General features: G+C 61.7%; 12 protein-coding genes, 1 tRNA gene and 1 pseudogene. 7 read left to right on the top strand and 7 right to left on the bottom strand.

The annotated features are described in order from the left end of the window. Positions 1-252 precede the first annotated feature (252 nt). The 3 genes and pseudogenes from P9230_RS13450 to P9230_RS13440 form a co-directional block, all read right to left on the bottom strand. Positions 253-1,389 carry a porin gene (locus tag P9230_RS13450; RefSeq protein ID WP_095781533.1) on the bottom strand — a complete coding sequence of 379 codons (1,137 nt, stop codon included), beginning with the start codon at positions 1,387-1,389 and terminating at the stop codon, positions 253-255. Between the two features lie 100 nt (positions 1,390-1,489). Beyond that, positions 1,490-1,724 (bottom strand): annotated as a pseudogene (locus P9230_RS13445) (GIY-YIG nuclease family protein). 105 nt (positions 1,725-1,829) lie between these two features. Continuing rightward, positions 1,830-1,920, bottom strand: a tRNA-Ser gene (locus tag P9230_RS13440). Positions 1,921-2,364: 444 nt separating this feature from the next. Between P9230_RS13440 and P9230_RS13435 the strand changes: the two genes are divergently transcribed. Together P9230_RS13435 and P9230_RS13430 are read left to right on the top strand one after the other, a co-directional pair. Next, entirely contained in the window at positions 2,365-3,516 is a 1,152-nt protein-coding gene (locus tag P9230_RS13435) for a porin (protein ID WP_095777863.1), read from the top strand. A 242-nt stretch (positions 3,517-3,758) separates the two neighbouring features. Continuing rightward, a complete protein-coding gene (locus P9230_RS13430) occupies positions 3,759-4,832 on the top strand; it encodes a site-specific integrase (RefSeq protein ID WP_278119414.1) in 1,074 nt (357 codons plus the stop codon). Positions 4,833-4,903: 71 nt separating this feature from the next. Here P9230_RS13430 and P9230_RS13425 read toward each other — a convergent pair whose 3' ends face one another. Further along, positions 4,904-5,791, bottom strand: coding sequence for an alpha/beta hydrolase (locus P9230_RS13425; protein WP_278119412.1), 888 nt, complete (start codon positions 5,789-5,791; stop codon positions 4,904-4,906). Positions 5,792-6,083: 292 nt separating this feature from the next. After that, positions 6,084-8,126, bottom strand: coding sequence for a lytic transglycosylase domain-containing protein (locus P9230_RS13420; RefSeq protein WP_095800126.1), 2,043 nt, complete (start codon positions 8,124-8,126; stop codon positions 6,084-6,086). A gap of 300 nt (positions 8,127-8,426) precedes the next feature. On the opposite strand from P9230_RS13420, the gene dapA reads away from it, so the two are divergent. The 3 genes from dapA to P9230_RS13405 all read left to right on the top strand — a co-directional run bounded on the left by dapA (position 8,427) and on the right by P9230_RS13405 (position 10,600). Further along, positions 8,427-9,308 (top strand): 4-hydroxy-tetrahydrodipicolinate synthase, encoded by an 882-nt coding sequence (gene dapA / locus P9230_RS13415; RefSeq protein WP_278119410.1) that lies wholly within the window; start codon positions 8,427-8,429, stop codon positions 9,306-9,308. Positions 9,309-9,333: 25 nt separating this feature from the next. After that, positions 9,334-9,813, top strand: a complete 480-nt coding sequence (gene smpB / locus P9230_RS13410) for an SsrA-binding protein SmpB (RefSeq protein ID WP_067321086.1) — start codon at positions 9,334-9,336, stop codon at positions 9,811-9,813. Between the two features lie 85 nt (positions 9,814-9,898). Further along, entirely contained in the window at positions 9,899-10,600 is a 702-nt protein-coding gene (locus P9230_RS13405; RefSeq protein ID WP_245322309.1) for a glycoside hydrolase family 25 protein, read from the top strand. On the opposite strand, the gene P9230_RS13400 is transcribed toward P9230_RS13405, so the two are convergent. Beyond that, complete coding sequence (locus P9230_RS13400) at positions 10,569-11,240, bottom strand: uracil-DNA glycosylase (protein ID WP_164747319.1); 672 nt, start codon at positions 11,238-11,240, stop codon at positions 10,569-10,571. The two genes, P9230_RS13405 and P9230_RS13400, sit on opposite strands and share 32 nt — an antisense overlap. Continuing rightward, the gene (locus tag P9230_RS13395; protein WP_066997475.1) at positions 11,237-11,818 is read right to left on the bottom strand and encodes an NYN domain-containing protein; all 582 of its coding nucleotides are present in this window, start codon (positions 11,816-11,818) and stop codon (positions 11,237-11,239) included. Before P9230_RS13395 ends, P9230_RS13400 begins: the two co-directional genes overlap by 4 nt. Positions 11,819-12,114: 296 nt before the next feature. Here P9230_RS13395 and rpoZ point away from each other — a divergent pair, with 296 nt between their 5' ends. Continuing rightward, positions 12,115-12,516, top strand: coding sequence for a DNA-directed RNA polymerase subunit omega (gene rpoZ / locus P9230_RS13390; RefSeq protein ID WP_067321093.1), 402 nt, complete (start codon positions 12,115-12,117; stop codon positions 12,514-12,516). Between the two features lie 125 nt (positions 12,517-12,641). Then, entirely contained in the window at positions 12,642-14,870 is a 2,229-nt protein-coding gene (locus tag P9230_RS13385; RefSeq protein ID WP_066997471.1) for a bifunctional (p)ppGpp synthetase/guanosine-3',5'-bis(diphosphate) 3'-pyrophosphohydrolase, read from the top strand. Positions 14,871-14,939: the final 69 nt, after the last annotated feature.

The following is a 14,939-nucleotide window of genomic DNA, read 5'->3' as shown; positions in this document are numbered from 1 at the left end:
CTCCCCACAAGTCGCGAGATTGGCAGCTTCGGCATCCCGTTCCATGCTGCGACCAGGAGCGGCTGTCCCCCGGATTTTAGGAGCTCTCCACAGCCGCTACGCCGATATCGTGTCGAACGCCAAAGGCGGCTCGGACATTTGCTGCAACACCCAAACTGCGCAGCGATTGGGGACCTCGACATGCACTTAAAACAAAAAAAAGCCCGGCGGTTGCCCGCCGGGTTTTCCTGTCTCCCCAGAAAATATCTGGTTCTAGAAGTCGCGCTGGAAACGGATGATACCGCCGACGCTGTTCTTCTTGGTGGCACCGGTCCAGTTGGAATTGTCCAGATCGCCGAACCTGCCATTGTGGAGGAAGTCAACTTCGGGCGTGATGGTGAGGCCGGGAACGACGGTGTAGGCAACGTTAGCTGCAATGCCGTAGTTCTTGAACTGATCGCCCGACACCTGAAGGTTGAAGGAGGCCTTGTCGCTGAACTTGTAAGTGCCGCCGGCCCAGAAGGCCCAATGGCCGCCCCATGGCTTGTAGAAGGAGCGAGCTAGTCCAACATCGCCAAGCTTGCCGTCGCTGCCGTAACCGAACATGCCGAACAGCGACAGTTCGTTGGTCACGTTCACATCCAGGCGAACCTTGCCGGATACGTTTTCGTAGTTGCTGTCGTAGGCAACGACACCGACGATGTCGCCCCAGCCCTGCGTGTACTTCACGCCGCCGACGACATGCGGAACATAGCTGTCGATCGTGCCAATTGCCCCGTCATATCGACCCGAACCCTCTTCCAGCGAGACCACTGCCGAGAAGCCGTTGCCGGCATCGAAGTAGTACTGGATTTCATTGGTCTGGAAGCCGCCGTAGGGGACCAGCGTGTCGTTGATGACGTTGCCGGCGTAACCGACGAAGGTGTCGAAAGCCGATTCGTCGAGACCGACGCGCAGTCCACCGAGCTGAACCCAGGCGAAGTGCAGGTCGAAGGTCTTGTTGCCGGCTTCATTGTACTCAAAGTCCCCGTTGCGGTTGCCGAAATTCATGCGCATTTCGGTGTAGGTCTTCAACGTGCCGAGCTCGGTTTCCTGGCCGGTCCAGGTCTTGAGCGTGAAGCGGGTGTTTTTGAACCATGTGCCCTGGTCCTTGCCGGTTACGACATCGCTCGTGCGGGCGCCGTCGAACGAGCCGATGTCGCCACCAGCGGCGTCGTAGCGGACATAGCCGCCGATGCGCAGGCAGGTCTCGGTGCCGGGGATATAGAAGTAGCCGGCGCCGTACACGTCGCAGATCTTGACGTATTCAGCCGGTTCCGGCTCGGCGACGGTCACCGCGTCGGCGGCGCGAGCACCGGAAACTGCGATCAGGGCCGCAGCTGAGCCGAGAAGAAGGCTCTTGATGTTCATTTTCTGACCTCCAGTCAGAATCGAACGGACAGCGTCGATTTCACTCGACTGTCACCGGTGTCAGTGCTTTGTTATTGTTGTATTTTTTTCCGAGTGGCCGCTACCACAGACGTTTGCTGGCGAACGCGTGCCCGGATCCCGATTTGAGATAGCGCTCGAACGAAGTCGCCTTCGCTCGGCTTGAAAAGGCCATGTAGGTCACGATTCGCCACGGGAGAAATTTGGAAGTGTGACTGGACTTTCCGGCGTTATGCTCAGCAATTCGTCGCCGATGTTATGCCGAAATAACGCTCGCCTACGAAAGCCTCGCTCTCAATCAGGTATACGCACCACACGGACCGGCCCTCCTTCGCCAAGGCTTCGGAGGGCATCCTCTCCGCCATCCTGCTTCGCACGAGACTGTAGGGCTTGTCCTGCGAAGCGCGCAGCGCGAAGCAGGATGGCGGAGAGGATGGGATTCGAACCCACGAGAAGCTTTTGACCTCTACTCCCTTAGCAGGGGAGCGCCTTCGACCACTCGGCCACCTCTCCGTCGCGCCGCTGGATAAAGAAAAGCATCGGCACAATCAACATTCCCGCGCCGTAATCACTGAAAATTCCGCGCGGGGCAGCAGGATGAGTGTTCCCATGCGGCGATTCCATGGCGATTCCCTGCCCGGCGACTCGCACGCTGGCGCCGCAATTTCGGCCGCTCATCGCCGGATTCGACCGGCCGCAAGGCCTTAATGGTTAATGAGAACTTTCGGAGTGAGGCCAAATCGTGTCATTTGTGCAACAACGTTCGGGGATAGCGTCCGGACTGGGCTTCTGCCGATACGATCATGGTTGAACGCCGCCGCCGCCTGGGTAAAGGTCACGTTCGAAGGAGCGGCGCGGTGCGCATCTTTTTCGGTAAGTGGGGATGGGGCAGGGAACGCTGTCCTTCAGCAAAAAATACCCAGACCCGTTTTTTAACTTTTGACTGGAGGTCAGAAAATGAACATCAAGAGCCTTCTTCTCGGCTCAGCTGCGGCCCTGATCGCAGTTTCCGGTGCTCGCGCCGCCGACGCGGTGACCGTCGCCGAGCCGGAACCGGCTGAATACGTCAAGATCTGCGACGTGTACGGTTCGGGCTACTTCTATATCCCCGGCACCGAAACCTGCCTGCGCATCGGCGGCTATGTTCGATACGACATTGGCTTCGGCGATGTTGGCTCGTTCGATGGTGCCAAGGCTCTCGACAAGATCGATGGCGACGAGAACGGCACGTGGAAGAAAAATGCTCGCTTTACGCTGAAGACCTGGACCGGCCAGGAAACCGAGCTCGGTACCCTGAAGACCTACACCGAGACCCGCTTCAACTTCGGCAATGGTAGCGGCAGGGATGGCCTCGTCACCACCACCAATCCGGCTGGCAACAAAGACGTGTCGCTGAACTTCGCCTGGATCCAGCTCGGCGGTCTCCGCGTCGGTAAGGACGAATCGGCCTTCGATACGTTCATCGGCTATGCCGGCAACGTCATCCAGGACACGATCGTTCCTTACGGTGGCTTCGACACCAACGTCGTGCAGTACTATTTCGACGCCGGCAACGGCTTCTCGGCTGTGGTCTCTCTCGAAGAGGGCTACGGCGACGTTTACACCATCGACAGCTATGTTCCGCATGTCGTCGGCGGTGTGAAGTGGACGCAGGGCTGGGGCGCCGTCACCGGTGTTTTGGCTTATGACAGCAATTACGAACAGGTGACCGGCAAGGTTCGCTTGGACGTCAACGTCAATGACCAGATCTCGCTGTTCGGCATGTTTGGCTATGGCAACGACGGCAAGCTCAACGATGATAATTTCATCGACGCTAATGGTCGCGGTTTCTACAAGATCTGGGGCGGTAACTGGGCTTGGTGGGCTGGCGGCACCTATAAGTTCAACGAGAAGACCTCGTTCAACCTCCAGGTGTCGGGTGACGACGACAAGAATTACGGCGTTGCGGCAAACGTTGCCTACGACGTTGTCCCCGGCTTCACGGTCACGGCCGAAGTTGACTGGAACCATTATGGGAACTTCGATACCCCGACCATTTATGGTAACTGGACCAACGCTGACAAGAAGAACAGCGTCGGCGGTATCCTCCGCTTCCAGCGCTCCTTCTAAGGGCTGGACTGCAACAACATGAAATCCGGCCCGGGCATCTCTATGCCCGGGCCGTCTTGCTTTTCGCGATGGATCAACGCAACGAAAGGATGGGGGTGATACGGTAAGCTGATCGGGTCTGTAGAGCGACTTTGTGGGATCCGCCGTGGCGGATGGGGTCGGAGGCCAGACTCGAAAACTCTTGAAAGGATGCTCCCGAGCGGTTAGGGCTGGTCCCTTAACCACAGGGGGTGTGGCTAAAAATGTCGAACGAAGCGATTCAAGAGGGGGAGCCCTCTGGTCATTTTGCGGTATTTTCTTCTCAGAATTCGAAGTTTAGGTACACCTATAACAAGATCCGGGAAGTAAAATCGTACAGGGTCAGTGAGCTCTTTACAGCATACCGGGATATACTCTGGGATGATGGGCGGCATAAATACAATGTCAGCTCATTCATTGGTGAAATAGACGAGATCCTTCTGGGAGAGCGTTTCAGCACCTTTGACCAGAACACCCTGGACAATCTTATCGGTACCTTGCGCCAGCGCGGGAACAGCAACGCAACCATCAATCGCAAGATGGCTGCACTCAGCAAGCTGCTGCGCAAGGCTCATAAGATGGGAGATATCCACAGCCTGCCCGAGTTCCGCCGCCAGAAGGAGCGGGCGGGACGGATTCGTTTCCTCGAAAGGGACGAAGAGACAAGGCTGTTCGCCGCCATCAAGAGCCGCAGCGAGGATGCTTACAGACTTTCCGTCTTCCTGGTCGACACCGGCTGCCGTCTCGGCGAGGCGCTCGGCCTGATCTGGAACGACATCCAGGAACACCGCGTCAGCTTCTGGATTACAAAGTCGGGCCGCAGCCGCACCATCCCGATGACCGAACGGGTCAAGGAGGTGATCAAGCTGCCGCCGACCACCGAAGGCCGCCGGCCGAAGGGGCCGTTCACCAAGCTTACCCAGGCACAGTACCGCGCCATCTGGAACGAGGCGAAGGCCGAAGTCGGTCTTGGTGCCGATGAGCAGGTGGTGCCGCATATCCTGCGCCACACCTGCGCTTCGCGACTCGTCCAGGGCGGCATCGATATCCGGCGCGTGCAAATGTGGCTCGGTCACCAGACGCTTTCGATGACCATGCGGTATGCACACCTCGCCACCAACGACCTCGATGGCTGCGTCGTGGTGCTGGAGAAGCCGCGTGCCGAAGAGGCGCCGCGGCCCGCAGAGAACTCGGTGTTTGCGTCTCCGTTGACCACGCCGTCACCGACCAAAGCCGCCCGCAAGGAGAGCGGCTCGGAGCCGGCGAAGGCAGGCCGCAAGAGCTCGAAGGGCAAATAGGCGGCACGACACGCGCCGGGAATCTATATTTCAAAAACAGGCCCGGGGCGGAGTTAGTCTCGGGCTTTACTTTACGTGGACTTGACTTCGGCGCGATCGAGGAAATCCGCAATCTTCTTCGGCAGGTTGCCGGTTTCCAGCAAGGGCGCGTGTCCCTGGCCTTCCACCGTGATCGTCTCCATGCCGGGATGACGCTTTGCCATCTCCTCGATCGTCGCGGTGGAGAGAAGCGTCGAATTGCCGCCGCGTATGGCGAGCAACGGCACGGCGGCAAGCGCGTTGAACTGTGGCCAAAGATCCGGCAGTGGCTTGCTGAAGTCGACATTGGCCAGGGTCTCGACCAGGGCAGGATCGAAATCGGGCACCAGCCCGGCATCCGTGTCGCGGCAGATGGCGCCAACCATACGCGCCCAGTCGGCATCGGTGAGCGCAGGGAAGCCGGCACCATGCACGCGCCGCTGCGTGTCGACCGCCTCGGCGAATGTCTTCGGCCTCGGCGCGCGATCGAGATATGAGCGGATATGGGCCAGACCTTCCGCCTCGATCACCGGGCCAATATCGTTGAGGACAATGGCTTTCAAGGCGGCCGGCTTCAGCGCGCCGAGCACATGGATGATCAGTCCGCCGCGCGAGGTGCCGATGAAGCCAGCCTCTTCGATACCCAGCGCCGACAAGCCAGCGAGCACGTCGCCGGCTTCGACGCCGACAGTGTAGTGGCTGATGTCGGGATCGTAGTCGGATCGGCCACGGCCGCGATAGTCGAAAGCGACGATCTTGCGCGGCGTCTTCGCCTTGCCGGAGAGGTAAAGCGCGAGCTCATGGAAGTCGCGCGCATTGCGGGTGAGGCCGGGCAGGCAAACGATCGGCCAGCCACCGTTCGCCTCGCCATAAATGCGGGCATGCAGTTTCAGCCCATCGGGTGCGGCATAGAAGAAGTCGGAGAAACCGTCGCTCGCCATCGGGATGCTGCTCCTCGCTGAGGTGACCGACAGCTACAGGCGAGGGCGGCCGCGGTCAAATGATGGGAAGGCACGTTACACAACCTTGCCACGCTGGCGGGACAGCATCTCCTCTGTTCTGTCGGACATCTCCCCGCAAGGTGATTGACTGTCATCTAAGCTTTTACCCATCGCCAAAGCGGCATGAACGAGCCGGCAGCGAAACTGCCAATCTCCAAGTGCGGGAGGTGTCCGGCAGGACAGAGGGGCGCGAAGGATCACCAACCTGAGGCTTGTATACGCCCCACGGCGATCAACTCCGCCCGTTCACCAGATCCCCGACGATGTCGTATTTGCCGGAAATACGCATCTTGTAGACTTCATAATTCTCCATCACGCGTTGCACGTAACTTCTTGTTTCCGTGTAGGGGATCCGCTCGACCCAGTCGACGACGGCGTCCACGTCCTTGCCGCGCGGATCACCGTATTTCGCCACCCACTGGGCGGCGCGGTTTGGGCCGGCATTGTACCCCGCGAAGGTCAGCACATAGGAGCCGTTGAAGCGGTCGAGCTGCTCGCCGAGAAAAGCTGACCCCAGCGTCGCGTTGTAACCGGCATCGGTCGTCAGCCGCGTTTGCGAGAAGGTCATGCCGGCCTTCTTCGCCAGTTGCTTGGCGGTACCCGGCATCAACTGCAAGAGGCCGCGCGCGCCCGCGCTGGAAATCGCCGCGACATTGAACTCGCTCTCCTGGCGGGCGATGGCATAGGCCAGCGCCTTGCCGGAGCCGGAGATATCGGCCGAATCGGGAATGACACCCAACGGATGCGAAAGCGCACCCACATCGATGCCGCGCTGGGCGGCGATCTTGCCGACCTTCAGCGCCATGAAATGGTTGCCCTGTTTTTCGGCAAGCCCCGCCAGCAGCGCAAGCTCGCCGGGGCTGGTCAGCTGCCCCGCGAGGTCGCGGTAGAGCGTCTCGGCATAGCGGTCATACCCTGCCTCCTGCAGCCGCTTGATCGCTTTCACCGCCTCGCGGCCCTCGAAGCTTTGGCGGTCGGCCGCGCTGGGAGTGGGATGGACGATGCTCAAGGTTCTGAGGCCCACACGCTCGCCGGCAAGCTGGCCGTAGAAGGTGGTGCCGTAGCTGGCTGCCCGGGTGAAATAGTCCTTGGCGCTGCCCGGGCCGCCGACTTCCGCGGCGCGGCCAAGCCAGTAATAGGCGCGCGACAGCGACACCGGTCCCTGGGCGAGCTCGGCGATGCGTGAAAAATGCGAGGCGGCTGCTGCCGGGTCGTTGAGACCGCGCAATGCATACCAGCCGGCATGGAACTCGGCTTCCGCGGCGCTGGCCGCGCTTTCGGCCGCATGCATGGAGGCAATCTTGTAGGCGGTCTTTATGTCGCCCTGATCGACCAGCTCGCGCGAAAGAACGCGCCGCTCCACCCACCAGGCATCGGGATCGACCAGCGCGTCGCGATTGGTCGGCGCCTTCATCACGACTGCCGCGGCATCGGCAAGTTTTTGCTGCTTGCGCAGATATTCTGCCTCGGCGAAGAAATAGCCGGCCGAACGCTGCGCCGCCGGCACCGCCTTCAACAGTTTCGCCGCGTTTTTTTCGCCTTTATCGACCGCCACCCAGGCATCCGCCAGTTGCTGGGCGCCGGCAATGCCGGCGACGCGCAGCGCCGAGGACGGCCGGTCGGCATAGAACATGCGCTCCATGCGATAGCGATGATCGGCCGCAGGGATCAGCGTGCCGAATTCCTTGATGATGGAAGTTTCGTCCTGGGCATCCAGCTTCTCCGTGCGCCAGAAGGGCACCAGCACCGCGCGCGCCGCCGCTTGATCGCCCAGCGCCACCTGCGAGCGGGCAAGGATGATCACGCCTTCCGGCGTCAGCGGCTGGCTGCGGCCGAAGGCCCGCACCACCACTTGCGGCGGCGGGTTCTCGCGATAGAGCGCGCGCTCGCTGTTCCTGCGCAGCGCGATCGTGCCCGGCCATCCAGGCAGCATCTTGGCGGCATCGGCGATTTCGCCGCTCGGCACCTGGTCGCCGCCATAGAGCGCGATCGCCCAGGCCAGAATGTGCCGGTCGAGCGAGGTGGCGGGCAGCGTGTCGCGAGCATTGCGCGCCGCGGCGATGTTGTTCACCGCGAGCGCGTCGAGACCGCTCTTCAATTGCGCGATGCTGGCCGGGGGCTGAGGCTGCTGCGCCTGGTCCGCGGCCGACGGCGAGCCCGGCGCGGCAATCGCCGCCGTCACACGCACGTCGACGCTGCCGCCGATCGCCATACCCGGTATCAGCGCGACGGCCGCGCTCAAAAGCGCGAACAGATGAGGCCGATTTGTCGGCATGTTCCACCCCGGCACATTGTCAGCAGGCAGGGCCTTCGAGGCCGACCCGGAGCCTAAACTTAGGTCGTGAAAGGCTCGTAAACAAAAGGTTATCGAGGCCGTTCGAATTACGCTTGCTGGCACTACAGCAATGCTTGCCGCTGAACCGTGTCGAGACTATGGTGCGCGGCTTCGCTTTCGATTAGAAGGCGTCGAAATTAACGCATCGACAAAACGCTGATGCATGTCGCCCAAAGTGGGCACCCGGCTTTGGGAGAGCGACATGCTTAGACCAACAAAGTCCCAAGGAGTTTGGACAATATGCTGAGAGGCTCGCTGACTGCGCTCGTGACACCGTTCGAAAAGAGCGGGCGTTTCGACGAGAAAGCCTTTCGCGCGTTTGTCGAATGGCAGATCGCCGAGGGCACCAAGGGCCTCGTGCCCGTCGGCACCACCGGCGAGTCGCCGACGCTGTCGCATGACGAGCACCGCAATGTCGTCAAGGTCTGCATCGAGGTCGCCAGGGGCAGGGTTCCAGTTGTGGCCGGTGCCGGCTCCAACAACACCGAAGAAGCCGTCGGCCTGGTGCAGTATGCCGAAAAGGCCGGCGCCGATGCAGCCCTGGTCGTCACGCCTTACTACAACAAGCCGACCCAGCGCGGCCTCTACGAGCATTTCGCAGCCGTTGCCAGGGCAACCAAGCTGCCGATCATCATCTACAACATCCCGCCGCGCTCGGTGATCGACATAACGCCGGAGACGATGGGCAGGCTGCGCCACGACTTCAAGAACATCGCCGGCGTCAAGGATGCGACCGGCAAGGTCGAGCGTGTCTCGGAACAGCGCATGACCTGCGGCAAGGATTTCATCCAGCTTTCCGGTGAGGATGCGTCCGCGCTCGGCTTCAACGCGCATGGCGGCGTCGGCTGCATCTCGGTGACGTCGAATGTCGCGCCGCGCCTTTGCGCCGAGTTCCAGGAAGCCACGCTCTCCGGCGACAGCGCCAAGGCGCTAGAACTGCAGGATCGTCTCCTGCCGCTGCATAAAGCAATTTTCGTGGAGCCCGGCGTATCCGGCGCCAAATACGCCCTGTCGAAGCTGGGCAAGGTCGAGAACGTGGTCCGCTCGCCGCTGGTGACGGTCGAAGCTTCGACCGCCGAGAAGCTCGACGCGGCGCTGAAGCACGCCGGCTTGATTAATTAGGGATGAGGCGCCACCTCTCCGCATTATGAATCAAGTCAAGAAAGCCGACCCCAACAACAGGACGGTCGCCGAAAACCGCAAGGCGCGCTTTTCCTACGAGGTGCTCGACACGATCGAGACCGGCTTGGTGCTGACCGGCACCGAGGTCAAGTCGCTGCGCCAGGGCCAGGCGAACATCCAGGAAAGCTATGCCTCCGCCGAAGGCGGCGAGATCTGGCTGATCAATTCCTATCTGCCGGAATATCTGCAGGCCAACCGCTTCAACCATGAGCCGCGCCGGCGCCGTAAGCTGCTCGTCAGCAAGCGCGAGATGGCCAAACTTGCCCAGAGCGTGGAGCGCGAAGGCATGACGCTGGTGCCGCTGAAAATCTATTTCAACGATCGCGGCCGCGCCAAGCTCCTGCTCGCCATCGCCCGCGGCAAGAAGCTGCACGACAAGCGCGAGACCGAAAAGCAGCGCGACTGGTCGCGCGAGAAGGGACGGCTCCTTAAGGAGCGCGGATAAAGCCACCTTCGATATGCGGGCAAGGCGAGCAGGGAGCCAAGGCTTGAGGAACGGCTTGATTGCCCTGGCCCTGGCTTTCGTCTTTCTGGCGCTTGCCACATGGGCAGAGGGCTTCTTCCGGCACCGTGCTTTCCCGCCGGATCGCGGCAAATTCCCCTTAAGGGGCATCGATGTTTCGCATCACCAGGGCAGGATCGACTGGCCGCGCGTCGCGGCCGACGATGTCGTTTTCGCCATCATTAAGGCGACGGAAGGTGGTGATTATGTCGATGATGCCTTTGCTGAGAATTTACGCCAGGCCCGCGCGGCGGGCCTCGCTGTGGGCGCCTATCATTTCTTCACCTTCTGCCGCCCGGGTGCCGACCAGGCCAGGAATTTCATCTCGGTCGTGCCGCGCGGCGAGCAGCTCTTGCCGCCGGTAGTCGACATCGAGTTCCACGGCAATTGTCCGCGACGCCCTTCGCCCGCCGAGCTGAACGCCGAACTGCTGGCATTCCTTGGCCCGGTCGAGGCGGCTTACGGCAAGCCGGCCATTCTCTATATTACCGATGAGACGGCACCGACCTATGCCGCTCATATCGCGGTTCGCCAGCGCTGGCTGCGCTCTGTGCGGGGGCCGCTGAACGACGACGACTGGGTCTATTGGCAATATCTCGACACAGGCCGTGTCGACGGCATCGACGGCGACGTGGACCTGAATGTGCTGAAGGGCGGGCCGGCGAGGCTGTCGGAGTTGTTTGCCGCGGCGCCGGACCCTAGCTCTTCAGGAAGGCTGCTATCTCCTTGAAGACATCGACGAACATCGCTTCCGTCAGGACACCGGTGTTGGTGTTGTAGCGCGAGCAGTGATAGCTGGAGAACAGCGTGATGCCGCCGGCCTGCTGGCGTCCGCCGTGGCGGAACGGAAGGGTGGCGACTCGCCCGCCCAGCGCCCGCACCGTCGATTGATGCGCGATCGAGCCCAGCGTCAGGATGGCCCGCAGGTTGGCAAAGCGCGCGATCGTCGGTTTGAGGAAGGTGCGGCAGGTGGCGATCTCGGCGCCCACCGGCTTGTTTTCCGGCGGCACGCATCGCACCGCATTGGTGATCGCGGTGCCGACGAGCTCCAGCCCGTCATCGGGCCTGGCCTTGAATTCCCCGCGCGCCAACCCTTGGGCGATCAAAGTTGCGTAGAGCAGGTCGCCGGCATAGTCGCCGGTGAAGGGACGCCCGGTGCGGTTGGCGCCGCGCAGGCCGGGCGCCAGCCCGACGATGAGGAGCCTGACCGAGTCCTCGCCCTCCGGCGGCAGGAAGGTCGGCACCGGTGCATTGAACCAGCCCGGCTCGCGCTGGCGCCAGGCGGCGATGAAGTCGTGCAGCCGCGGGCAAAGCGGACAATCGCGGTCAGGCTCGGGGGAGGGCGCGGCGCTCAAGGCTGCCGCGCTCAATAATCGTCCTCGTCGGCTTCAGCAGGCTCAGGCCGGCGGACCGGCCGTTCCGATGGATCGCGGCCGACTTCGTTCTTCAGCGTCATGAGGTCGATGAAGTGGTCGGCCTGGCGGCGCAAGTCGTCGGAGATCATCGGCGGCTGCGAGGCCATGGTCGAGATGATCGAAACCTTGCGGCCACGCCGCTGCAGCGCCTCGACCAACGTGCGGAAGTCGCCGTCGCCGGAGAAGATGACATAGTGGTCGACGACATCGGCAAGCTCCAGCGCATCGACGGTGAGCTCGATGTCCATGTTGCCCTTGATCTTGCGCCGGCCGGTCGAGTCGGTGAACTCCTTGGCTGGCTTGGTCACCACCTTGAAGCCGTTATAGTCCAGCCAGTCGATCAGCGGCCGGATCGAGGAATATTCCTGATCCTCGACCAGCGCGGTGTAGTAATAGGCCCTGAGCAGGTAGCCGCGTTTCTGAAAGCTCGACAGAAGCTTGCGGTAGTCTATGTCGAAGCCCAGCGCCCGCGAGGTGGCGTAGAGGTTGGCGCCGTCGATGAAAAGAGCGATCTTTTCACGGGGATCGAACATTGAAAAATATCCCTTTTCAAAAATTTCTGTCGTCTAAAAGGACGTGACGGGTAGGCCCGATAATGGTCCCTCTTCCCGCCCCTTTCGAGATAACGCCAGATTTATGGATATCCAAGGGCAGGGCGCGCATTGCAAGCAATTGTGATCGGCACCAGGTAAGCAAGGCGAAGTCCGATATTGAGCCGGGCAGGGGCTCGTGCTTCGGCGGTGCCCGCCATAAAGCTTGTATTTCGGCGGCGTCCTTGTTATGGAGCCCGCCAGTTTTCCATCAAATCCACGCATGAAAGGGGCAGTCCATGGCCCGCGTAACCGTTGAAGATTGCATCGACAAGGTCGACAACCGTTTCGAGCTCGTGCTGCTCGCCGGCCACCGTGCCCGCCAGATCAGCCAGGGCGCGCAGATCACCGTTCCTCGCGACAATGACAAGAATCCGGTCATTGCGCTGCGCGAGATCGCCGACGAGACGCTGTCGCCGGACGACCTCAAGGAAGACCTGATCCACTCGCTGCAGAAGCATGTGGAGGTCGACGAGCCGGAGGCCGAGGGCGAGGCCATCGCCGACCAGACCGGCGCTGCCACCGCTGGTGCCGACACCGACGATGCCGAAGAGAACATCGCCTTCGACCGCATGAGCGAGGAAGACCTGCTCGCCGGCATCGAGGGTCTGGTGCCGCCGGAAAAGAGCGACGACTACTAAGCTCTTGGACACGGGCCTGGATCAAGCATCCGGGACTTCCGTATCGTCAGTTTCGTGGCTATCTATGGGATGCGTCGCACGCCGGTGCGGCGCATCAATCATTTCATCACCGCGAGATTTCGCCCATGATGCGTCAGTATGAGCTTGTCGAGCGCGTGCAGCGCTACAAGCCTGACGTCAACGAGGCGCTGCTCAACAAGGCCTATGTCTACGCCATGCAAAAGCATGGCCACCAGAAGCGCGCCTCGGGCGATCCCTATTTCTCGCATCCGCTGGAAGTGGCGGCCATCCTCACCGAGATGCATATGGATGAGGCGACCATCGCCGTTGCCCTGCTGCACGACACGATCGAGGACACGACCGCCACTAGGGCCGAGATCGATGAATTGTTCGGCCCCGAGATGGGCAAGCTGGTCGAGGGACTGACCAAGCTGAAGAAGCTCGACCTCGTCTCCAAGAAGGCCGAGCAGGCGGAGAACCTGCGCAAGCTGCTGCTGGCGATCTCCGAGGATATTCGCGTTCTGCTGGTCAAGCTCGCCGATCGCCTGCACAACATGCGCACGCTCGACCATATGCCCGAGTCCAAGCGCCTGCGCATCGCCGAGGAGACGATGGACATCTATGCGCCGCTCGCCGGCCGCATGGGCATGCAAGGCATGCGCGAGGAACTTGAGGAGATCGCCTTCCGCTACATCAATCCGGAAGCCTATCGCGCCGTCACCGCGCGGCTCGCCGAGATCTTCGAGCGCAACAAGGGGGTGCTGGACGAGATCGAGAAGGCGCTGTCCGGCCTGTTCGAAAAACACGCGATCAAAGCCGGCGTCAAGAGCCGGCAGAAAAAGCCGTGGTCAGTGTTCCGCAAGATGGAGGCCAAGGCGCTCTCCTTCGAGCAGCTCTCCGACATCTTCGGCTTCCGTGTGGTCGTCGACACCGTCGAGGACTGCTACCGCGCGCTTGGTGCCATCCACACCACCTGGTCGATGGTGCCCGGGCGCTTCAAGGATTACATCTCGACGCCGAAGCAGAATGACTACCGCTCGATCCACACCACCATTGTCGGCCCCTCGCGCCAGCGCGTCGAACTGCAGATCCGCACCCGCGAGATGAACAAGATCGCCGAATACGGCGTTGCCGCGCATTCGATCTACAAGGACAGCGGCGGCAAGCCGAACGGCGCAGCGCACGCGATCTCCAAGGAGACCAACGCCTATGCCTGGCTGCGCCGCACCATCGAGCAACTGGCCGAGGGCGACAATCCCGAGGATTTCCTGGAAAACACCAAGCTCGAGCTGTTCCAGGACCAGGTGTTCTGCTTCACGCCCAAGGGCATGCTGATCGCCCTGCCGCGCGGCGCCACCCCCATCGACTTCGCCTATGCCGTCCACACCGATGTCGGCGACACCTGTGTCGGCGCCAAGGTCAACGGCCGCATCATGCCGCTGATGACGGAGTTGAAGAACGGCGACGAGGTCGAGATCATCCGCTCCAAGGCGCAGGTGCCGCCGGCAGCCTGGGAATCGGTCGTCGTCACCGGCAAGGCGCGCGCCGCCATCCGCCGCGCCACCAAGAATGCCATCCGCAAGCAATATTCCGGGCTCGGCGCCCGCATCCTCGAACGCGCCTTCGAGCGCGCCGGCAAGAACTTCACCAAGGAAAGCCTGAAGCCGGTTCTGCATCGCCTGGCGCGCAAGGATATAGAGGACGTGCTGGCCTCTGTCGGCCGCGGCGAGCTTGCCTCGACCGATGTCATGAAAGCAGTCTTCCCCGACTACAAGGACGAGCGCGTCACGGTCGCGGCGCCCAAGCAGCGCGAGGAAGGCTGGTCCAAGATCCGCAACGCCGCGGGCATGCTGTTCCAGATGCCCGGCCGCGCCGCGCGCAAGGGCAAGGACCAGCAGCGCGACGGTGCGGTGCCCATCCGCGGCGTGCGCGGCGACCTGCCGGTGCGCTTCGCGCCGGAAGGGGCGGTGCCCGGCGACCGCATCGTCGGCATCATTCAGCCAGGAACCGGTATCACCATTTATCCTATCCAGTCGCCGGCCCTGCAGGCTTTCGACGACCAGCCCGAGCGCTGGATCGATGTGCGCTGGGACATCGACGAGCGTACCAAGGAGCGCTTCCCGGCCCGCATCTCGGTCACAGCCATCAATGCGCCGGGCTCGCTCGCCGACATCGCGCAGGTCGTCGCGTCTAACGATGCCAACATCCACACGCTGTCGATGGTGCGCACCGCGCCCGATTTCACCGAGATGCTGATCGACCTCGAGGTTTGGGACCTGAAGCACCTCAACCGGCTGCTGTCGCAGCTCAAGGATAATTCGAGCGTCAGCGACGCACGGCGTGTGAATGGGTGAATAGTAAATAGTGAATAGTGAATTAGGTTGCCTATCACTACCATTCACCATTCACTCATCGCTATTCTA

The organism is Mesorhizobium sp. WSM4887, assembly GCF_029625865.1.
In the GTDB taxonomy this organism is placed as follows: domain Bacteria; phylum Pseudomonadota; class Alphaproteobacteria; order Rhizobiales; family Rhizobiaceae; genus Mesorhizobium.
Note: the sequence above shows the minus strand (reverse complement) of the source record. Positions and strands in the feature narration are given on the sequence as shown.